Annotated in this window: 9 protein-coding genes; all 9 read right to left on the bottom strand. The window is 63.8% G+C overall.

What is annotated here, in order from left to right:
* Window positions 1-277 precede the first annotated feature (277 nt).
* Window positions 278-1,582, bottom strand: coding sequence for a B12-binding domain-containing radical SAM protein (locus tag AC11W3_RS21625; protein ID WP_484091514.1), 1,305 nt, complete (start codon window positions 1,580-1,582; stop codon window positions 278-280).
* Window positions 1,583-1,723: 141 nt separating this feature from the next.
* Complete coding sequence (locus tag AC11W3_RS21620; protein WP_484091513.1) at window positions 1,724-3,070, bottom strand: cytochrome c biogenesis ResB family protein; 1,347 nt, start codon at window positions 3,068-3,070, stop codon at window positions 1,724-1,726.
* A gap of 11 nt (window positions 3,071-3,081) precedes the next feature.
* Window positions 3,082-3,927, bottom strand: a complete 846-nt coding sequence (ccsA, locus tag AC11W3_RS21615) for a cytochrome c biogenesis protein CcsA (protein WP_484091512.1) — start codon at window positions 3,925-3,927, stop codon at window positions 3,082-3,084.
* A gap of 49 nt (window positions 3,928-3,976) precedes the next feature.
* The gene (locus AC11W3_RS21610) at window positions 3,977-4,903 is read right to left on the bottom strand and encodes a hypothetical protein (protein WP_484091511.1); all 927 of its coding nucleotides are present in this window, start codon (window positions 4,901-4,903) and stop codon (window positions 3,977-3,979) included.
* A complete protein-coding gene (locus AC11W3_RS21605; RefSeq protein WP_484093753.1) occupies window positions 4,896-5,411 on the bottom strand; it encodes a hypothetical protein in 516 nt (171 codons plus the stop codon). The genes AC11W3_RS21610 and AC11W3_RS21605 overlap by 8 nt, the downstream gene beginning before the upstream one ends.
* Window positions 5,412-5,702: 291 nt before the next feature.
* On the bottom strand, window positions 5,703-12,164 hold the full coding sequence (locus AC11W3_RS21600) for an Ig-like domain-containing protein (protein ID WP_484091509.1): 6,462 nt from the start codon (window positions 12,162-12,164) through the stop codon (window positions 5,703-5,705).
* A gap of 105 nt (window positions 12,165-12,269) precedes the next feature.
* Window positions 12,270-13,949 carry an Ig-like domain-containing domain gene (locus tag AC11W3_RS21595; protein ID WP_484091508.1) on the bottom strand — a complete coding sequence of 560 codons (1,680 nt, stop codon included), beginning with the start codon at window positions 13,947-13,949 and terminating at the stop codon, window positions 12,270-12,272.
* Window positions 13,950-14,218: 269 nt separating this feature from the next.
* Window positions 14,219-20,860, bottom strand: a complete 6,642-nt coding sequence (locus AC11W3_RS21590) for a CxxxxCH/CxxCH domain c-type cytochrome (protein WP_484091507.1) — start codon at window positions 20,858-20,860, stop codon at window positions 14,219-14,221.
* A 435-nt stretch (window positions 20,861-21,295) separates the two neighbouring features.
* Window positions 21,296-22,173, bottom strand: an 878-nt coding sequence (locus AC11W3_RS21585; protein ID WP_484091506.1) for a cytochrome c3 family protein, incomplete at its 5' end; no start/stop codon positions are given.

Raw genomic sequence — 22,173 nt, 5'->3', positions numbered from 1 at the left:
TGCACGGTGAAATGAATTGCTTCAAGGACAGCTTCAAGGAAAGCTCCGTCGACATCTTCTCCAGCTCAGGTGCGCTGATAGCCACCGAACAGGGCCAGCCAGTCTTCAAACCGGTGGACCCCCTAACTCTCGAAGGATCCCTCCACCGCTTCTTCTGCCGACGCCATGATTAATCAGCCCGTCCCTCACCTGCCCTGACGCCCCCATCACCAGCTCCTCTTGGTTGGCGTCGACCAGAGCCCATATCAAGACCACCTGGCTCTCCCCACCGGCGCACCTACCCCTTCCCCACATACTCCCTGAACGCCTGACGCAGCGCGGCTTGAACTATCATCGAGGCCACGTGTGCGTTGGGGAAGCCGGCAAATGGAATTGACGTCACCCGCCTGATTATCCTGGGCCAGGTAAAGAGATCCACCCACAGATCCTTCAGCGCCTGCTCGTGTTCCTCATTTGTCCCCTCCACCTGCCGGATGATGGAGTGCATGCCGTCGTAGTAATCCCACTGGCCGCGCACGGTCACATCGTCCTTCCACTCCTCGTGGGTCGCCGTCCCCGGGTACGGGACGACCATGACCGGATGCGGCGTGATGGAAAGCCGGTCGCAGAAGTCGATCACCGACTGGTACCGGGAAAGGGGCTCGTTCTTGGAGCCCATCATGACGAAGAGCACCACGTCGATGCCGTTATCCCTTATCTTCTTGAGCGCGTCCTCCCTCTTGGAGAGCATCTTCGAGGTGGCGCCGTATTCCTTGAGCGTCGCGTCGCTGAGACTTTCCCACCCGATCCACACCTGCATCAGTCCCGAGCGCCGCGCCCACTTCAGCATTTCCTCGCCCATCGGGTGCTGAACGGAAGCGATGCTGGTCTCGCCAACCCACTTGACCCCTTTCAACGACTTCGACATCTCCCTGAAAAGCTCGGTGTACCTCGGCACATCCGGTCCCCAGCTGTCGCCGTCGGTGCAGAACCACATCTTGTGATTGCAGCTGCCGATATCCTTTATGACCTCGCCGATGGGACGGTATCTCATCTTGCTGCCGTGGAGCTGCGGGGTCCCGCAGAACTTGCAGTCGTACGGACAGCCGCGTGAGGTGAAGAAGGAGCGGAATATGTACCCGGGAGCGAGATCGCGGCGGGGATAAGGGACATGGTCCACCGGCAGCAGCTCGCCGCGGTAAAAGGGCTGTAGCGCCCCGTTCTCGAAGTCGTCGAAAAGCTGTGGCAGCACGCTCTCGGACTCGCCGACCACGACGGCGTCCGCGTGCTCCTTGGCCTCCTCCGGAAGGGCGGAGGGATGCGGTCCCCCCATCATCACCTTCACCCCGCGCGCGCGCAGCGTGTCGGCGACCCGGTAGGCCCAGGAGGATTGGTGGGTAAGGATGCTGAAGCCGACGATATCGGCATCGATGGAATCAATGGAGAAGTTTTCGACATTGGCGTTAATCAGCCGGATGTCGGAGTCGGGGCGGATGCTGGTGGTGAGCCCGGCAAGGTACTCCAGGACCGGGGGCATGAGCGGAATGCTCCTTACCTGGACGCCCGCGTGCCCCAGGGGAGGAAAGATGTAGGCGATCTTCATTGAGTGTCAACTCCGTTCCGCCTTCCCTAAGGGAGGGTTACTGCTCCTCCCTGGGCGAAGGATGGTTGGTGGCGGAAGTACTGCCGGCAGATCCACCGATGCCCCCTCCCCTTCAGGTGAGGACCAGGGTGGGGATGGGGTTTATCGGTCGGCCAACGCCGCCGTCAGCCTCTCCACGGTCCTGTCAAATTCGTCCTTCGCCAGTGCCTTGTAGAAGTCCGCGCGGGCCGACAGATGGAGCACGCGCTTCCCGTTCTCTTCACGCACCACACCGGAAAGCTCCCGCCGATAATAGACCAGGCGCCAGACGAGGGCGGCCAGAGCCAGCACGAACCCGAGATAGATGAACTCCTGTCCATACTCCTTGGTTACCAGGAACCTGACCCAGAAACTCTGCTCCTTGAAGATCAGCCGGAGACCGTCGAACCCTACCCCCTCGCCGACACGGACCGTGTTACCGCAAAGGCGCCGGCCGTTCCTGCTGACCTCCAGGTGAAAGGCCGGGTTCTTGAACTCCTCGCTGCGGGTGCGGTCTTCGCCGCCGGCCACCACGTGATCCGGGTAGTACACGGCAGCCACGTCATAGCCGAGGAGCTTGAAGGCGTCCCTCTTCCCCTTGAGGACGTTCAGCTTCACATAGGCGCCGTCAATCTCCTTGCCGGAGGCATCCTGCACCACGAACAAGGGGGCGATGCCGAGATCGTTAAAGAGAACGGAGGCACGCCCTGTCTTGTACGGGGTGTTTATCCCAACCAGATGCTGTCGGCCAGCTTCGTCCTTGAGGGTGATCTTGATTCCCGTTGAGACTCCCTGCTCCACCTCGGGAGCAACCGACTCGACAAGGAACTTCAGATCCGGCGCTCCTCCAACCTTAGGCAGCTTGGGCGAAGCGTTATACCTCTCAACCTGACCAAGGAACGGCTCCCTCTCGGCTACATCGACGAAGCCCGTGAACCTGGTGTAGAAAGCCAGCAGCCAGCCAAGGAGCATCAGGAAGAAGCTGAGATGGAAAAGGAGCGTTGCCAGCGGCGACAGGCGGTTTTTGACGGCGAGGAAGGAATCCCGGCTCCCAAGGAAGTGGTATCCGGCTGCTGTCATCAGCGCCGGCATGCGTGCCTGGGCTTCATCGTCCAGCTCAAGCCGGTATTTAAACGCGGAGGAAGATTCCGGCCGCCCGAGCTTCTCATCATTGATCGATACCTTCCTGAGAACCAGCGGGATCCGCTGCTTCATGACCAGCACCAGGTTCAGGAAGAAAAATCCCCAGATCACCAGGGTTATCGGCGCGGTGTAGATATCCGTCAGCTGAAGCGCATGGTCCATCTTCGCCATAAGAGGTGACGACGCCTGCCACTTCAGGTACATTTCCCGCCCGACCAGTGAGCGCTGCGGCAGCAGGAATCCCGTGGTGAATACCGTCACCAGCGCCAGGATCAGGTGGAGGGTGCAGCGGAGTGACCCGAGGTATTTAAGGAGCCGTTTGAGCATTAGCTTCTCGATCAGGAAAACCTGAAGACATGGACCGTGCTCTTCATGAGGATGGAGACGCCGAAGAAGTTGATGATAACCGTGGCCAGAGCCCCGATCATCAGCCATGCGAAGCGGGTGCCGCGCCACCCCATGGTCACCCGCAGGTGAATGGCGGCGCCGTACATGAGCCAGGAGATGAGGGACCAGGTCTCGATCGGATCCCAGCTCCAGTAGGCGCCCCACAGGTCCTTGGCCCAGATGGCGCCGGCGGCGATCATGATGGCGTTGGTGATGAAGCCGAAGACGAGGTAGCGGAACATCAGGTCATCAAGCCTCTCCGGGGAGAGATCCTCGAAGCGCTGCATGCTGGAAAGCCCGGCCGCTGCCCGTTGAGCTGCGCGTTCCTTCAGGAGAAAGATGACGCCCGCGGCCATGGCCAGGACGTAGGCGCCGAAGGATAACCAGGCGAAGAAAACATGGATGCCGAGCCAGAATGATTTCAAAGTGGCCGCCATCGGAGCCAGCGTCGGGTTGCGCATTACCCCGTACCCCATGATCAGCATGGCAGTCGGCACCGTTGCCACCGCCAACACACGCAGGGGCTTTTGCCGCCAGGCGACGTACAGGGTAGAAGCGATGATGAACCAGCCTCCCATCAGGCCGTTTTCGTAATCGGTACTCCAGGGGAAATGCCCCTGCGCCACATAGCGGGCCGCCACGGCACCGGTGTGCAGGAGGAATCCGATGCAGACCAGTAGCAGGAGCTTAGAGACGACCTTCTCGTTTCTGAATACCAGCGCGTAGATGTTGCCGCCGCTGGCGAATGCATAGAGAACGAGGGCAGTCCAGAAAAATATCGCTTCGTAAGTAGCCATTACCTCACCTTCGTTCTTGAAAGGCATTTAAAGGGCATGCCTATCCCGTCTACCCCTGTGAACCGCCTCCCGGTTCTCTCCCGAACGTCATTGCCGCCAAAAGAGCAACCGCCAGCACTCCCGCCGATACCAGGAAGGCGTGGAAGCCGGGACGGCTTCGGATGTCCAGCACCGCGTATTTGCGTGGTTCCTCGATGGTCACCACCACGCCCTGCACCGGCACCTTCTGGCCGATGGCGACGGCACCGTCGAAAAGGCCCAACTTGCCCCTGCGCACGTTCAGCCAGAAGCCACCCTTGCCGCCATTCTTCGGGGACTCCTTCCAGAGATAGAAGTCGTATGGCAGGGTGTCGAAGTTGAACGAGTCTGCCTGCCCCAGGCGATCGAGGTCGAGCTTGACGTAACTCCGTTCCAACTCCCCCTTCTCTTCACTGGTAATGATAACCAGGGGGGCCAGAGAGCTCCTCGAGTAGCGGATCTCGCTCCCCCCGAGCTTTTCCCACGCGGTACCCACTTCCCTCCCGCTCCCGCGCTGCACGATGACCACCCGTCCCTTCTTGCTGTCAGGGTCCACCCTGGTCAAAGTGAAAGCCAGGGCGGGAATGGGTGCCAGCGGCCCTCTTTTAACGGAACGGAACATCGGCGGGACTGGCTCGTAGGCTTCACCCTCAGCCAGGCCCACGGTCCCTTCAAAGCGGAAGAGATAGCTGTACGCACCGGAGACCAGCACGAAAAGCGCGGCCAGATACAGAGCGAAGCGGAGCAAGTGGAGCCTGCGCCGTAAGGCCCCTGCTGCTCCCGCAATAAGGTTGAGAAAAAGGAGGATCGCAAAGAGTCTGAAAGAGACGAGATCGAACGGCTCCCAGCCGAAAGGCACCGAGCCTGCTGCGGCAAGGATCAGGTACCAGGCTGCCAGGGCGATCACCAGTCCCAGGGTGAGCACGGGAGAACCGGCTTTGCTGAAGAACCTAGGCACCCTTCTTCTCCTCCCTGACCGGCTCGTAACTCTGAACAAGCCACCTTCCGCCCTGTCTCACCAGTTGATACCGGAAAACCGATCCCGCCCCGTGAACGTCGGCCACAGACTTCCAGCTCTTGTCGTTCTTGTACTGGTAATTCCAATCTTCGCTGCACATCGCGGTGGCCTTGAAGGGGCCCTCTACCTTCACGCTCTTGATCTCCAGCGACGCAAGGTCATAGACCAGCACCCTTCCGCCCATGGCGACAAAGCTGGCGTCCTTGGTCAGACGGTGGCGCATTCCGGGCGTGGCAGGAATGGCGTACACCGCGGTCTTGTTGGCTTCGGAGGCATAAACGTCCATCAGTCGGTTGTTGAATTCTGTTACGGACTCCTTGATCTTCGCGGTCTCTTCCATGCCAGGGACGATCCGGGATACGAGGTAGCGGAAGTAAGCTCCATCGAGGACCGTTCCCAGCAAAAGGAGAGCGCAGAGACAGGTGACAAGAGTGAGCATATATCTCATGAGGTGTACCTTGAAATAGGATAGCGGCCCTGAAAATTCATTAAATGTAGCCTCAGACCCCTGAAAGATCAAGGAGAAAAACCGGAGGCTTTGGGGTTCAAGGTGTCGCGACACAGAGCACTCCACCTTTCCACAAGTACCTCTCCCCTCGCGTATTTCTCATAACCTGTTGCCGTTCTTCCGCTGTGCCTGCGCCACAAAAAAGGGCGGCTGAAAAAGCCCGCCCTTCTGAAGAACCGGTTGTGGTTGTGGAGTCGGGATCTCCCGGTGTGGGAGATCCCTTTTGTGATGCTACTGCAACGGCCTGGAGTAGGTCGGGGCATTGATCCTGCCCGTGCCGGCAGAGCCGTCGTGCTTGTTGCAGGGGCCGCCCCAGGTGGAGGAAGCGGTGTAGCAGCTCGGAGTGGTGGTCGTTGACCAGTTGGCGTCGGAGATGTTGTATCCGTGCGACCCGCCGTACATGAAGCGGTAGCTCTTGGTCGCCCCTTGGGTCAGCGTGGTGATGCTGCGGTTATTCCCGTGGATCCCGCCGATATCGTTGACCCCGCCGCCGCCGTGGCAGTTGAAACAGACGATGCCGCGGTCGGTGTAGGACCCAGGGGTCCACGGGTATGAGTCGAAGCTGCTGTGCTCGATGCGAGCCTTGCCGGTGACGGTCACGTTGCTGAGGTTGTACACGGTGCTCAGGTGGCAGCGGTAGCAGACGAAGGTGCCGGTGCCGTCATTGGCGTTGATGGCGGCAGCGTCAGCACCGTTTTTGTCCTGCAGCATGCGGGTGGCGTTACGGGCGCCGTGGGCGTTGCTCTCGTTGAGGTGACAGTCGGAGCAGTGGAGACCGGTGTCCCAGGTGACGGCCACGCCGTCTTTGGAGGTCCCGGTGAAGCCGCCGCGGGTGGCGTAGGTCGACGCGTAGGAGGCGGTGTACCTCTTGGTGTAGATGTTCAGGTTGTGATGGCTGGCGTAGGCGCTCCCGACCAGGTTACCGGAGTTGAACTGCGCCTTGACGTTCAGAGGCGTCCCGCCGTCAAGGGGGTTGAACGGAGTCAGCCTCCTGGTCGTCGAGGCTCCGGTGTCGACTCCTGTGCCGCCCGAGTTGACGGAGATGGTGAGCGCGCCGTCGCTGTCGTGGCATCCGAGGCAGAAGCGGTCCATGTTGTCGCGATCGGTCGAGGTGATGGTGGCTCCGCCGTTACGCTTGCCGGGCCAGTTCCAGAAGTTGGTTCCGGCTGTCCCCGGGTTTGCCTGGCTGTCGACGTTCCTCAGCATGACCAGACCGCCGGTAGCATGGGAAGCAGTCTGTTTTACCGATGTCTCGGTGGAGGTGGTGTCACCTTCGGCATGGCAGATGATGCAGTCCACGTTCTTGACGGTGGTGTTCTTGATGTGGCGGCTCGGACGGACGAAGTCGTCGCCGGTGTTGCCCAGGGTGGCGCCCACGATCTGCTGCCTGGTGCCGCGCGGGGTGTTGTGGCAGCCGGTGCAGCTGCCGCCGGAGCCCTTGAAGCCGGCGCTGTGGTTATGGCACTGGGTGCAGTCTACGGTGCCGTTGTGGCCCGAGGCCGTGTTGTTGTACTTGTGGTAAGAGGTCTGGCTGTGGCATACCTCGCAGATACGGGTCGAGGTCGTGTGCACGGTGTCGGAGCCCAGATCGGTGGCCGGGTTCAGCACCGTTACCGAGACGGAAGCGGCGTTGTTGGAGCCCCAGTTGGAGCCGTCACCGGTGCTGATGCTGTTCCTGACCCTCTTGATGTTGGTCGAATCCATACTGTGGCAGGTCGAGCAGGTAAAGGCGCCGTACTTCTTGCCCGGCTCGCCCCAGCCGCCGTTGGCGCTCCACTTGGTGGAGCCGGTGTTGGTGCTGTTGTGGAGCATGTAGTTGTTGGCCCAGGCGGTCTTGGCCGGCGTGTAAGGTCCTACGGTGGCGCCGCCCGAGGAGAAGTTACCGCGGGTATCCTTCGCGAATATCTTGTAGTAGAAGGCCGTACCGTTGGCCAACGGGGAATCGGTGAAGTTGGCGATGTTCCCCACGTAGGCGACGGTGCTGGAACCGACGGTGTTGCCTTCCAGGTAGTTGGTCCCTTCGACGGGGGTATCGGTGACCGCTGCCCCTGCCCTGCGCAGTACTACGACGCTGGCGAAGTCGCTGTCGACCGGGTTGGTCCAGTAGAGCGAGTTGGAAGCCACCCCTGCGGCGCCGCCTGCCGAGGTGACGTTACCCGGAGAGAGGTTGTCGATGGTGACGGTGGCCGAGGTCGAGTCGCTGTAGCTCTTCGGGTTGGTAGAGGTAAGCGCGGTCACGGTCCCGGTGACAGCATAGGTGGCGCCCGGAGGTGCAGGCATGGCCGTGTCAGCCAGCGGTATGATTTCTACCCAGTAAGTAGTGGCGGTCGTGGTGGCCGTGATGGAGGTGGTGAGCGGAATGTTGACCACGTTGACAGCCGGGTTGGTGACAGAACCGTAGGTGGTGGCGTTACCGTCAGTTATCAGGATGGTCCCGATACCGGCGTAGGTCCCGGAGGCGAGGGTCACGGTGACCGCGGTGACGGTGTCGGTACCGGCCTGGGTCTGCAGGGTGAAGGCATCGAGATCGGTCTGGATGTCGCCCGGCTTCAGCGTCACGTTGGTTTCGCCGGTGCCGGTCCCGACGGTGGTGGTCGCCGCAGCGGTGGTGAAGCTCGTGGTGGTGCTGTAGGCGGTGGTGTTGCCGGCGGCATCCTTGGCCTTCACATGCCAGTAGTAGGTGGTGCTGATGGCCAGCGTCGGGGTGAAGCTGTTCGAGGTCTGCCAGGCGCTCTGCTGCACGCCGGTGGTGAAGCCGCTGTCGGTGGCGATCTCGAAGAAGTACTGCACCGCTGCGGTGGTGTTGGCGTCGGTCGCGCTTGTGGAGACCAGGGAGGAGGTCGTGGCCACTCCGGTCGCGAGGTTTGCCGGAGCCGAGTTGGCAAGACCTGCCGGCGCCACGGTATCGACGATGACGCTCACGCTGGCCGGAGTCGGGTCGGCATTGGCGGAGGTGTCCTGTGCCTTGGCCAGGATGGTGTGGGTCACGTAGTCTTCAGCAGGGAGCGTCCAGGAGAAGGACCAGCTGCCGGTGCCGGTGGCGGCGCTCCAGGAGGTGCCGTTGTTGGTGGAGACCTGGACCGAGCCGAGCGCGTTGGTCCCCGCCACTGCCGTACCGGTGATGGAGAGCGGCGAAGTCGAGTTCACCGTACTTGCCGCCGGCGCGGTGATGGTGGTGTCGGGCGGAACCACGCCGGAGGTGAAGCTCCAGGTGGCCGTGTAGGCGGTGGTGTTGCCGGCGGCGTCTTTCGCCATCACGTGCCAGTAGTAGGTGGTGGCGGGAGCCAGCAACGGGGAGAAGCTGGTAGCACTCTGCCAGCCGCTCTGCTGCACACCGGTGGTGAAGCCGCTGTTGGTGGCGATCTCGAAGAAGTACTGTACGGCGGCGCTGGTGTTGCCGTCCGTCGCGGAGCCGGAAGTCAGGGCCGAGGTGGTCGGTACCGCGGTAGCGCCGTTGGCGGGCGTCGCGTTGGCGAGACCGGCCGGAGCCACGTTATCTACCCTGATCGTCACTGAAGCCGGAGTGGCGTCGGCGTAACCGAGGGTGTCCTGGGCCTTGGCCAGGATGGTGTGGGCTACGTAGTCTTCGGCAGCCAGGGTCCAGGCGAAGGACCAGCTGGCGGTCCCGGTTGCGGCGCTCCAGGAGGTGCCGTTGTTGGTCGATACCTGCACCGAGGCCAGCGGGTTCCCCCCTGCCGTAGCGGTACCGGTGATGCCGTAGGAGGCGCCGGTGAGCGTTGCCGCGGCAGCAGGCGCGCTGATGGCGGTCTCCGGCAGCGCGATGGCTGAGGGCGACGCGGAAACGGTGGCGCCGGCGGAGAGGTTCGTCACCTCGTCCATGGCGCAGACGCGGTAGGAGTAGGTCGTCCCGTTGACCACGGCGGTATCGAAGTAGGCGGTGCCGTTGCCGGTGTAGATGGCGGCGCCGGTGCAGTCAGCCGGAGCGGTCGATCCTGTCGCCTTGACCAGCTTGTAGGAGTTGACGGGGTCGAGGCCTGCGCCGGCATCGGTGGCAGCGGTCCAGGAAAGGTTCAGGAAGCCGTCGCCGGAGGCGATGGAGGCGGTGCCGTCGGTCGGTGCGGTGGTGTCGATACCGAAGTCGAGGCCGGTGGCCACGGTGAAGTCGGGGGTGCCGGTGAAGGCGGTCCAGGCACTGGCCGCGCCCTTGTTGTCCTTGGCGCGGACCCTCCAGTCGTAGGAGCCGTCGGCCAGGGCGCTGCAGGTTGCCTTGGCGGTGGCCGGACCGGTTACGTAGGAGCTGGCGCAGTCGGCGGTGCCGTCGTTGTTGAGGTCGACTTCGAGGAGGACGGGGTCGCTGTTGCCGCCGTCCACGGTGGCGCCGATGACCACCACGTTGGTGGTGGCCCCGCCGCCCGAGGCGATGGCGGTGGTGCCGTCAGCCTGGTACTGGGCAAGTACGGTCGGGGTAAGCGGGGCAGTATTGCTGAGGCTAACGGTGAAGTCAGGGTCGGAGCCGCCGAAGTCTACCCAGGCGCTGTTGAGGGTGCCGTCGGAGGTCCTGGCCCTCCATTTATAAGAGAGCCCGTCGGCGAGCCCTGTGCAGGTGGCGGTGGCAACGGAGCCGCTGGCAACCGCCACGCTCGAGCAGGTGGCCACGCCGGCGAAGGTGTTACCGTTGGTGATGACCTCTACCTGCAGCGAGACGTTGTCGTTGTTGGCGTCGGAGACGGTGGACTTGACCAGCACAGTCCCTTCGGTGGTGGTCCCGCCCTGGGCGATGGTGGTCACCCCGTCGGTCTTGTACTGAGCGGCGGTCGGAGCGTTCGGTGCGGTCGGCCCGATGGTGCTGAAGCTCCAGGTGGCGGTGTTGGCCGAGATGTTCCCCGCTGCGTCCTTGGCCTTGACGTGCCAGTAGTAAGTAGTAGCGCCTGCCAGGGTCGGAGCGAAGGTGGTGCCGGTCTGCCAGCCACTCTGCTGGACGCCGGTGGTGAAGCCGCTGTCGGTGGCGATCTCGAAGAAGTACTGGACAGCGGCAGAGATGTTGGCGTCGGTGGCGGCAGAGGAGCCGAGGGTAACCGAGGTTGCCTGGTTGGTCGCCGCGTTGGCCGGGGCGGAGTTGGCGAGCCCTGCCGGAGCGACGTTATCGACGGTGACGGTGACCGAGGCCGGGGTGGAGTCCGCGTTGGCTGCATTGTCCAGCGCCTTGGCCAGGATGGTATGGCTTACGTAGTCCTCGGAAGGGAGCGTCCAGGAGTAGGACCAGGAGCTGGTCCCGGTGGCCGCACTCCAGGAAGTGCCGTTGTTGGTGGAAACCTGCACCGAGCCGAGCGGGTTGGTGCCCGCTACCGCGGTACCGGTGATGCTGACCGGGGTGGTGGTCAGCACTGCGCTGGCTGCCGGGGCGGTCAGGGTGGTATCCGGCGGGGTTATCGGCGTGCTGGTGGTGTAGCTGAAGAGGTACGGCGACAGCATGGTGTTCCCTGCCACGTCCTTGACCCCGGTCCCGGCGGTCACCGTGTAGGAGGTGGAACTCGCCTGGGCGGAGGGGGTGAAGACCGCCTGGGTGCCGGAGCAGCTGGTCCTCGTCCAGCTGGTCGCCGGGCTGATGGTGACCGTGCCGGTGCTCACCGTGGCGCAGTCCATGCTCTCGCTGAAGTTCAGGGTCACGGTGCTGTTGGGGGCGATGCCGGTGGCGCTGTTGGCCGGAACCGTGCTGGTGACGCTGGGTGCCACGGTATCGACCGTGACCGTCACCGGGCTGCCGTACACCAGCGAGACGTTGCCTGCGGCGTCCTTGGCCCAGGGATAGAGGGTGAAGGTGCCGTCGGAGGCCACGGCGTAGCTGGTCGGTGCTGAAGCGAGCCAGCCTGCGTCGGTGGAAAGGGGCGCGGTCGAGCTGGCGGTGATCATGTAGCCGGTAACGCCGACGTTGTCGGTGGCGGCGAATCCGGAGACCGGGATGGTCCTGCTGAGCGAAGGGGTGGTGGCGGCGAAGCCTGCCGAGACTACCGGCTTGGTGGTGTCGGCGGCCGAGGCGGTTACCGTGATGGTGATCGCCTGGGACTTGTTCCCCTTGTTGGTCTTGGTCGTGTAGTAGTGCCCGACGCCGGCGATGTTGATGGTGTAGGTCCCGGCAGGGGTGTCGGCGGGGACGTTGACGACCACGTCGATCCCCATCTTGTCGGCAACCCCGTCCTTGTCGCCGGGGGTGGTGGCTGCACCGTTGTCGTAGGCTGCGCCGGTGGAAACCGCCCACTGGGTGGAGCCGGTCCAGTCGATGCTGTATCCGTTCGGGGAGCTGGGCCAGATGCCGCTGGTGTTCAACACGGTGCCGGTGCGCCAGTTCCAGCCGGCGGTGGCGTCCCAGATGGTGTTCCAGCCGGTGATCCCCGAATTGGCCGCGGTTCCGTTGGCGATCGACCATGCCGTCGGGGTGACGGTAGGAAGGCCGACCACGAACGACATGCCGGTGTTGCCATGGGCGGAGTCGGTCATGCCGGTGGCGATCCACTCGACCTCGAAGGAGCGCCCCGCCTCAACCGTGAGCGCAGTGGGGTTGGCGGGATAGTTGGTCCCGTTGTAGATGATCCCCCAGGCAAAGCTGGCGGTTGGCGAAACGTTGACGTGACACCCGCTGGTAAGACAGGTGGTCGACTTTGTTGGCTGGGCAAGCGCGTCGTGCTGCTGCATCACCAGCAAGGTGAACAGCGCACCCAGGAGCGCCAGCATCATCGATCCACCCAGGCGATTTCTCACAAATCCAGACCTTGCGGCCGGAGCTCTCCGAGTTCTCGACTCTTTCATCGTTCTCCTCATTACCTTCATCGAGCGCTCCTCTTAGTATTGCGTCCAGCTGCTAGCTGAGCTCTTGCTGTCGGTACTGCGTGCCTGCCACTTGAAGCGTCCGTTAAGGAGGCCGCTGCAGGTGGCCGCGGCGGTGGTGCCGCTGGTGACCAGTGCGCTGCTGCAGGTCGGGGTGCCGGTAAAGGCTGCGGTTACGTCGGCCATTTCGACCTCCAGCTTCACGGTGTCGTTATCGGGATCTGTGACCGTCCCTTTAATCACCACCGTGGTCTGGTTGCTGTACTGCCCCTTGGTCAGCACCGTGAGGGCATCGCTCTTGTACTGGACCAGCGAAGCGGGCAGCGCCGGCGGGTTGTTCGGTGCCGGTGCCGCGGTGGTGTAGCTGAAGGGATAGGAAGCCGTCATGGCGTTGCCGGCGCTATCCTTCACCCCCGTTCCGACCGTGACCGTGTACGAGGTCGAGTTGGCCTGGCCCGCGGGGGTGAAGACCGCCTGGGCAGCCGTGCAGCTGGTCTTGTTCCAGGTTACGGCCGGGCTGATGGTGACCGAGGCGGTGGTGACCGTGGTGCAGTCGACGTTCTCGCTGAAGTTCAGGGTGACCGTATTGTTCAGTGTCACAGCAGTCGCGCCATTGGTCGGGACGGTGGTGGAAACGGTCGGGACCACGGTATCGACCACCACCGTGACCGGGGTCCCGTAGACGAGCGAAACGTTGCCGGCGGCGTCCTTGGCCCAGGGGTACAGCGTGAAGCTCCCGTCGGCGCCGACCGTGTAACTGGCGGGTGCGGAGCCGAGCCAGCCGGCGTCGCCGGAAAGGGGCGCGGTCGAGCTGGTGGTGATCATGTAGCCGGTGACCCCGACGTTGTCGGTGGCGGCGAAGCCGGAGACCGGGATGGTCCGGCTGAGCGAAGGGGTGGTGGCGGCGAAGCCTGCCGATACCACAGGTTTGGTTGCATCAGCCCCCCCGGTTACCGTGACGGTGATGGTCTGCTTCACGTGGGCTTTGGTCGAGCCGTCGTGCCCCACACCGGCGACCACCATCGAGTAGGAACCGGCAGCGGTTCCGGCAGGCACCGTGATGATCGCGTCGGTACCCATGTTGTCGGCCACGCCGTCCTTGTCACCGGCGGAGGCGTTGTCATAGGCTGCGTTCCTGGTCCCGGAGTCCCAGGCCGAGGTATCGAAGTTGATGGTGTAGCCGTCCGGGCTGGAGGGGAACTCCGTCGCCGTGGTGAACTTGTTGGCCGTGGCCCACCCCGCGGCCACCCCGTCGGTCGCGTCCCAGATGGTGTTCCACCCGGTGATGGCGGGGGTGTTGGCGGTACCCTTGGCGATCGTCCAGCCGGTCGGCAAGGCCGCGAGCAGGCCCACTGCGACCTGGGTGGGAGCGCCGGTCACGTTGTTGACCTTCCAGTCGACCTCGAAGCTGCCGCCGGCCGCGACGGAGACGCTGGTGCCGACCGTACCGTTGATGGCGGTGGTGATGGTGGCGTTCGGGTCGACCAGCACATGGCAGCCGGAACCTGTGCAGGATCCGTACTTGGTGGGCCAGGCCTGGGCGTACTGGGGCAGGAAGTAGGATGTGGCGATGAAGCCGCCGAGAAGGAGCGCGATCACCAGCGAGACCATGACGTTCATGCACGCCCGGCCGCTCATATTGCCGAATAACCCGCCGAAGCTCTCGCCAACTGCCTTTGCCCCCGGACCGTCCACTGGTTCTGCATGCGCCGAAACATATTCAGAACCCAAAGCTGTCTCTGCTGCCCGTTTTCTCATAGAGTTCCTCTTCCCCATCATTGTTTTGCCTGTTGAAGCTGCTATCCGATCAGCGCCAGATGCGCCGTTCAAATCCCTTTAAATCCTGCCGCCCTGCCCTCTTCGGGTTCCACCCTCTCAACTTGAACCTCCCTCCCCCGGGAGGGCGAGGGGACTTCGATGGGGGGGAAAGGGGCCACCTCGACAAGGGTGGCCCCGGAGTCAACCTACATGTTGGTGTGGCACATCATGCAGTCCTGGGCTCCGCCGAAGTCGGTGGTCCAGTTGACCGTCACGCCGTTGTGGCAGGCGATGTTGGAGCAGTTGCCGCCGACGTAGCTGCCCACGGTGAGGTAGTTCTTCGACTTGTCGTAGGCCGAGGCGGTGCCGTCCTTGTAGATACGGCTTGTGTTGGACCAACCTGCCAACCCGCTGGTGTAGGCGGCGAACCCGGTGCTTCTGATCTGCGCCTTGGACTTCACGATGGTCACCGGAGCGAAGGAGACGTTGTTGGCGCCGTTCACGTGGAAGGCGAGATTCGTGATCCTCGCCGCGCCGGTAGCGTCGACGTTGTTGCCGGTGGTGTTGCCGTGGCAGCTAGCCGTGGAGCAGTTGGTGTTGTACTTGTTGCGCGCCAGGTTCACCGTGTCGTAGTGGCAGATGTTGCAGCCGATAGTGGTCGCCTGGGCCGGGTCGCCGTGGCCCGCGTTCACGCCTACCGCGCCGGAGGCCGGGAGGAGGCCGCTGGTGCCGGTGTAGATGTCGTCGTAGTGGATGGCGACCTTGTGGAGCAGGTGCGAATCCGTGCTCGGGGCATTCTCGTGGCAGCCGCTGCAGCGGGTGGCCGCGGTGAAGGTCTGGTTCCACTGCGGGGTGGTGACGTTGTAGTGGCAGTAGACGTTGGAGCACTTGACCGTGCCGGTGCCGATGCTACCCACGAAGCCCGCTGCTGAGTTCTTGTTGCGCAGCACGCTGCCGCCGGTCACCGTCGAAGTCTCCACCTCGACCACGCCATCCATGTGGCTCGCCAGGGTGACCGGGTGGCAGTTTGCACAGCCGTAGGCGTAGGGCTTCCAGGTTACCCCGTCGGTATCGCTGCCCGACGAGAGGTTGGCGGTGTAGTTGTAGAACGGCAGCGTGGCCCAGGCGGTGCCGATGTGCCTGGTGTGGGCGCCGGACAGAGTCGGGTGGCAGCCCTTGCAGTCCATGGTGCTTCCCCATACGGCGTTGGCGCTGGTGAAGTTGGTGCCGCTGTGGCAGCTGATGTTCGAGCAGGTCTTGCCGCCGATGTAGCTGAAGGATTTGGTCCCGCCGTTGAATACGTCGACCGACCTGTTGGTGTGGCTGCCGATGATGGCGGTGCCGGTGGCGTCCACGGTGTTGCTGTGGCAGTAAACGCAGGTGGTGGCCCCGTCGGTCTTCACGTGCTTCTGGTGGCTGTTGGCGTTGTTAGCCGCGGAGCCGCCGTTCACGTAGTTAGGCTCGCCCGCCACGCTGTTGAAGGCCACCCCGGCGGTCGGGGTAACCTGGGCGCCGTGGCAGCCCTTGCAGCTGAGAGCCGCACCGCTCCAGGAGGGGTTTGCCGGTTCGACCGTGGCCACCATGCCGGCCTGGCCCTTCTTGCCGGAAGTGTGGCAGTAGCTGGCGGAGCATACCCCGCCGGCGTAGGTGGAGCTCTTGCCTGCCCTCACGCCGGAGTAGTCGACGAAGGCGTTGCCGTGCTTGGTGGTGTCGGCGATGGAGCTGTCGCTGGAGGCGGTCTTGGCGTGGCAGTCGACGCAGCCGTAGTTCGCGCCCAGCAAGGTGGCGTTGTTCATGTGCGCGGCGTGCTTGCCGGTCGCCAGGATGTTGGTTCCCAGCGAGGCAGGACCGCCGTGGCAGCCGTTGCAGCCCAGGGTGGCGCCCCACTGGGCGTTGCCGACCGAGGCGATGATCCCGTTGCCGCTGTGGCAACTGATGTTGGAGCAGGTCTTGGCGGGCTGCTTCCCGAAGGTCTTGCCGTTACCCGCCGTGTAGTTCACGAAGGAATTCAGATGCTGCCCGGCGGCCACGATGGAGGTGCCGTTTGTGGTGGTCTTCGAGTGGCAGTAACCGCAGGTAGCCGCGCCGGAGCTGCCGACGTGCTTGAGGTGCGAGTTGGCGTTTGCGGCCCCCGCCCCGCCGTTCACGTAGTTCGGCTCGCCCGCCACGCTGTTGAAGTCGACCCCGGCAGTCGGGGTAAGCTGGGCGCCGTGGCAGCCGTTGCAGGAAAGCGCCGCGCCGCTCCAGGAGGGACTCCCCGGCTCGACCGTGGCCACCATCCCGGCAGTCCCCTTCTTGCCGGAGGTGTGGCAGTAGGTATTGGAGCAGACGCCCCCTGAGTAGGTCGCACTGTTACCGGCCCTGACACCGGAGTAGTCGAGGAAGGAGTTCATGTGCTTGGTGGTATCGGCGATGGCGGTGTTGACCACCACGGTCTTGGCGTGGCACTCGGCGCAGAGCAGGTTGTCTCCGATCACTGAGGCCTGGTTCACGTGCTGGGTGTGCTTCCCGGTGGCGATGATGTTGGTCCCGAGAGCCGCCGGGCCGCCGTGGCAGCCGTTGCAGTCCAGGGTGGCGCCCCATTGCGCCGTGGCAACAGAGGCGACGATGCCGCTGCCGCTGTGACAGCTGATGTTCGAGCAGCTCTTGTTGGTCACCCTGCCGAAGCTCTTGCCGTTACCGGCGGTGTAGTTGGCGAAGGTATCCATGTGCTGGCTGCCGGCGATGATGGCGGTGCCGTTCGCGGTGGTCTTCGAGTGGCAGTTGGCGCAAGCGCTCGCCCCGGTGGTCACGTGCTTCTGGTGCGAGTTGGCGTTGTTCGCCCCTGCCCCGCCGTTCACGTAGTTCGGCTCGCCGGCGGTCGAGTTGAAGGCCACGCCCGCGGTCGGGGTGACCTGGGCGCCGTGGCAGCCGTTGCAGCCGATCGCACCGCCGCTCCAGGAGGGATTCGCCGGCTCGACGGTGGCCACCATGCCGCTCTTGCCCTTCTTGCCCGAGCTGTGGCAGTAGGTGGCCGAGCAGACGCCGCCGCTGTAGGTCGTGCTCTTTCCTGCCTTGACGCCTGAGTAGTCGAGGAAGGAGTTCATATGCTTGGTGGTGTCGGAGATGGTCGTGTTGCTGGAGACCGTCTTCGAGTGGCACTCGGCGCAGCCCAGGTTGTCGCCGATGACCGAGGCCTGGTTGGTGTGCTGGGTATGCTTGCCGCTGGCCAGGATGTTGGTGCCAAGGGCGGCAGGTCCGCCGTGGCAGCCGTTGCAGTCGAGCGTCGCGCCCCACTGGGCGTTCCCTACGCTGGCCACGATGCCGCTGCCGCTGTGGCAGCTGATGTTGGAGCAGGTCTTGTTGGCCAGTTTCCCGAAGGTCTTGCCGTTACCCGCCGTGTAGTTCACGAAGTTGTCGGTATGCTGGCTCCCCGCGATGATCGAGGTGCCGTTCGCGGTGGTCTTCGAGTGGCAGTTCGCGCAAGCGCTGGCCCCGGTGGTCACGTGCTTCTGGTGCGAGTTGGCGTTGTTCGCCCCTGCCCCGCCGTTCACGTAGTTCGGCTCGCCCGCGGTCGAGTTGAAGGCCACACCCGCGGTCGGGGTCACCTGTGCGCCGTGGCAGCCGTTGCAGGAAAGCGCCGCGCCGCTCCAGGAGGGATTCGCCGGCTCGACGGTGGCCACCATGCCGGAGAGACCCTTCTTGCCGGAGGTGTGGCAGTAGGTGGCCGAGCAGACGCCGCCGCTGTAGGTCGTGCTCTTGCCTGCCTTGACGCCGGAGTAGTCGAGGTAGGCGTTCATGTGGTTGGTCGTATTGGAGATCGTCGTGTTGCTGGAAACCGTCTTGGCATGGCACTCGACGCAGCCGTAGTTGTCGCCCAGGATCGAAGTCTGGTTGGTGTGCTGGGTATGCTTGCCGCTGGCCAGGATGTTGGTTCCCAGTGCCGCCGGTCCGCCGTGGCAGCCGTTGCAGTCGAGCGTCGCGCCCCACTGGGCGGTGCCGACCGAAGTGACGATGCCGTTACCGCTGTGGCAGCTGATGTTGGAGCAGCTCTTGTTGGTCACCCTGCCGAAGCTCTTGCCGTTGCCGGCGGTGTAGTTGGCGAAGGTATCCATGTGCTGGCTGCCGGCGATGATGGCGGTGCCGTTAGCGGTGGTCTTCGAGTGGCAGTTGGCGCAAGCGCTGGCCCCGGTGGTCACGTGTTTCTGGTGCGAGTTGGCGTTGTTCGCCCCTGCGCCGCCGTTGACATAGTTCGGCTCGCCCGCGGTGGAGTTGAAGGCGACCCCGGCAGTCGGGGTGACCTGGGCGCCGTGGCAGCCGTTGCAGCCCAAGGCCCCGCCACTCCAGGAGGGATTGGCAGGCTCGACGGTGGCCACCATGCCGCTCTTGCCCTTCTTGCCGGAGGTGTGGCAGTAGGTGGAGGAGCAGCTCCCGCCGCTGTAGGTGGTGCTCTTTCCTGCCTTGACGCCGGAGTAGTCGAGGAAGGAGTTCATATGCTTGGTGGTGTCGGAGATGGTCGTGTTGCTGGAGACCGTCTTCGAGTGGCACTCGACGCAGCCCAGGTTGTCGCCGATGACCGAGGCCTGGTTGGTGTGCTGGGTGTGCTTGCCGCTGGCCAGGATGTTGGTGCCAAGGGCGGCAGGTCCGCCGTGGCAGCCGTTGCAGTCAAGCGTCGCGCCCCACTGGGCGTTTCCGACCGAAGCCACGATGCCGTTGCCGCTGTGGCAGCTGATGTTGGAGCAGCTCTTGTTGGTGAGCTTCGCGAAGGTCTTGCCGTTGCCCGCCGTGTAGTTCACGAAGTTGTCGATGTGCTGGCTCCCCGCGATGATCGAGGTGCCGTTGCCGGTGGTCTTCGAGTGGCAGTTCGCGCAAGCGCTGGCCCCGGTTGTCACGTGCTTCTGGTGCGAGTTGGCGTTGTTCGCCCCTGCCCCGCCGTTGACGTAGTTCGGCTCGCCCGCGGTCGAGTTGAAGGCCACACCCGCGGTCGGGGTCACCTGTGCGCCGTGGCAGCCGTTGCAGGAGAGCGCCGCGCCGCTCCAGGACGGGCTGGCCGGTTCGACCGTGCCCACCATGCCGGAAACACCCTTCTTGCCGGAACTGTGGCAGTAGGTGGCCGAACAGACGCCGCCGCTGTAGGTGGTGCTCCTTCCCGCCTTGACGCCGGAGTAGTCCACGAAGGAGTTCATGTGCTTGGTGGTGTCGGAGATGGTCGTGTTGTTGGCGACGGTCTTGGCATGGCAGTCGACGCAGCCGAAGTTGTCACCGATCACCGAGGCCTGGTTGGTGTGCTGGGTGTGCTTGCCGGTAGCCAGGATGTTGGTGCCCAGCGCCACAGGGCCGCCATGGCAGCCGTTGCAGTCGAGGGTCGCGCCCCACTGGGCGATGCCGACCGAAGTGACGATGCCGTTACCGCTGTGGCAGCTGATATTGGAGCAGGTCTTGTTGGGCTGTTTGCCGAAGGTCTTGCCGTTACCGGCGGTGTAGTTCACGAAGGTGTCGATGTGCTGCCCACCGGCCACGATAGAGGTCCCGTTGGAGGTGGTCTTCGAGTGGCAGTTGGCGCAGGTCGTGGCGCCTGCTGCGGAGACGTGCTTCTTGTGGGAGTTGGCGGTATCGGCGCCGGCCCCGCCGTTCAGGTAGTTCGGCTCGCCGGCCACGCTATTGAAGTCGACACCGGCCGTCGGGGTCTGTTTGGCGCCGTGGCAGCCGTTGCAGCCGAGGGCCGAACCGCTGGTCCAGGAGGGGTTGGCGGGCTCGACAGTCGAGGCCATACCGGATCTGCCCTTCTTGCCTGAGGTGTGGCAATAGGCGGTGGAGCAGTTGCCGCCGCTGTAGACCTTCCCTGCTTTGGCGCCGGAGAAGTCGACGAAGGTGTTGACGTGGTTGGAGATGGTGCCGATCTGCGAGTCGGTGGCCGCGGTCTTGGCATGGCACTCGACGCAGCCGTAGTTGGCCCCCAGGGTCCCCTGGTTGTTGATGTGGGCAGTATGCTGGCCGGTGGCGATGGGGGAACCGAGGGTAGCCGGGCCGCCGTGGCAGCCGTTGCACCCGAGGGTGCCGCCCCAGGTCGGAGCGGTGGTCACCGTATAAGGGCCGCTCACCGACTTGCCGTCGCTGTGGCAGTAGATGCCCGAGCAGGTGCCAAAGACGTTGGACTGGCTCGGGAGGAAATCGTTGGTCGGACCGCTGTAGCTCCCGCCGTTGTTCGGAGCGGTGGTGAACTGGACGGAGATGCCACGGTTGGTCACGCTGGTGGCATGGGCAAAAGGCTTGACGTCGCCGGTGTGGTCCGGGTGGCACTTGACACAGGCCGAGGTCCCGGTGCCGTAGTAGGTGCCGTGTTTCGATCCGCTCACAGGATGGCCGGCGCTGCGGGTCGTGTTATGGCACTTGTCGCAATCCGTGGTAGAGGACCAGGCGGTGCCTCCCCAGGCAGGGGTGATGGTCTCGAAGTGGCAGTTCACAGTGGCGCAGGTGCCAAGCGGGTTCGGCGGAACCGAGGTCTGGTTGAAGAACCCGCGGCTGTAGCTTCCGCCCGCAGGAGAGTTGTTGATCCCGGTACTCTTCACCTGGATCGCCTTGGTACGGTGACCCGTCTCGTAGCTCAGCACCGCATTCCCGTGGCACTTGGCGCACGAAGAGGCTCTCGTGTCGGCATGGGCCTCATGGTTACCCTTGAACGCGCCGTTTCCCGGTTCCCTTATCCCGATCCCCGAATCCAACGGAGGCATGCGGTGGCAGTCGTCGCAGGTAAGGTTGTACTGCGATGCCGCCTGGGCTATCCCGCTTAAGAAGAGAGCAATCCCGAGTGTTACCACTCCCGTCATCACCCGAGAACCGCTGCATCCGCCCCTGAGGTAGCTCTTCATTTCCACTCCTTCTATTACACACCATTAAAGGTCATTCGCATTTACGGCCAGGCAGGCGGGGGGGAGGTCTTTCTGAGGCTCATGGCACCTTTCCCGCTACCTGGTTCAGCAACTATTACACCGCCTTTGCTCTCCCTGAACCGACGTTTCCCGCCTGAGATCCGCAAGTACAGTGCTGTCGGCTCTTTAATGAGACCAGCAAGGCGAATTATATTCGTAGTTTAATGAAACCAACCTCAATGTTACAGTTCGATGATAGGCAGACGCTCCTCGGCTTCGAGTGATCGTGCGCTATTGCCGGTTAAATGGCCGGCTTATGCGGATGTTGCTAGGCCCGGCGGCTATCTCCCGCCGGGCTTCGGTCTCTTTTCATGAATGCTGCGCTTGCTGCTCAGGAGACGCCGGTTGCGGCGTCTCCTCTTCCTTTCCGTGATGCTATTTCTCTGTGCTCCATCTCGGGCTCGGCCTGAAGTGGCAGGCCACGTTGAAGCAGGTACCGGAGTTATTGGTCCCGCCACTGACGAACTTGGCGCCGGTGTAGGTGGCGAAGGCGTCGTCGCTGAAGCGGTACTGAGGATCGACCTTGACGGTCACGTTCTCCACGTGGCCCCGTAACGGGATAACCTTGGCGTGATTTGCCGCCCCGCCGTTGTGGCACGGTATGCAGTTTGCCCAGCCGTCGGCCGGCTTGGCGTTCGGGTTGATGTGGCCGGCAACGAGGTGGCCGCCACCGCCGCCGGAGTAGTCCTCGAAGCGGGCGCTGGACCACTGGCCGTGAACACCGAAGGTCAGGCCGGATACGTTACGCGGTGCCGGCGGGTAGCCGTGGCAGGAGTCGCAGGCACGGTTCGGTTCGAACGCGGTGCCGCTGGCTGCGTTGTGCTTGTGGCAGTCGAGGCAGCCGGTGGAGGGGTGGTTGCTTTCCGCTACGCCCTGCTTGTAGTAGGCGGTCGCGGTGTGGCAGGCCTGGCAGACGCCGGTGCCCGAGCCGTTGACGAAGTCGCTGCCGGAGAAGCTCACCCCGGTGGTGGTGGAGAGGGTGGTCCTCAGCATGTTGCTGTTGGTGGTGCCGTGCGGATCGTGGCAGGCGGCGCAGGTGTTGCCGATGCCGACGTGGACCTGCATGTTCAGGCGGGCCGGGTTGGTGACCTTGCCGGCATCCTGGTGGCAGAAGTTACACTCGGCGTTGGCTGCCCCGGTGAGGCCGGCCTGCAGACGGCTGGTGCCGCCGGCTACGCCGATGTGGGCGCTGGTGTTGTCGTGGCAGTTCACGCAGCCCTGGCTGACGCCGGACTTGCCGTGGCCGGCGGTTG

The organism is Geomonas sp. (assembly GCF_056994735.1).
This window is presented reverse-complemented; position numbering and strand designations above follow the sequence as displayed.

Coding starts and splice junctions, on each gene's coding strand:
- AC11W3_RS21620 (WP_484091513.1), bottom strand. CDS start 3,070: ATGCTCAAACGGCTCCTTAAATACCTCGGGTCACTCCGCTGCACCCTC.
- AC11W3_RS21600 (WP_484091509.1), bottom strand. CDS start 12,164: ATGATGCTGGCGCTCCTGGGTGCGCTGTTCACCTTGCTGGTGATGCAG.
- AC11W3_RS21605 (WP_484093753.1), bottom strand. CDS start 5,411: ATGAGATATATGCTCACTCTTGTCACCTGTCTCTGCGCTCTCCTTTTG.
- AC11W3_RS21590 (WP_484091507.1), bottom strand. CDS start 20,860: ATGAAGAGCTACCTCAGGGGCGGATGCAGCGGTTCTCGGGTGATGACG.
- AC11W3_RS21625 (WP_484091514.1), bottom strand. CDS start 1,582: ATGAAGATCGCCTACATCTTTCCTCCCCTGGGGCACGCGGGCGTCCAG.
- ccsA (WP_484091512.1), bottom strand. CDS start 3,927: ATGGCTACTTACGAAGCGATATTTTTCTGGACTGCCCTCGTTCTCTAT.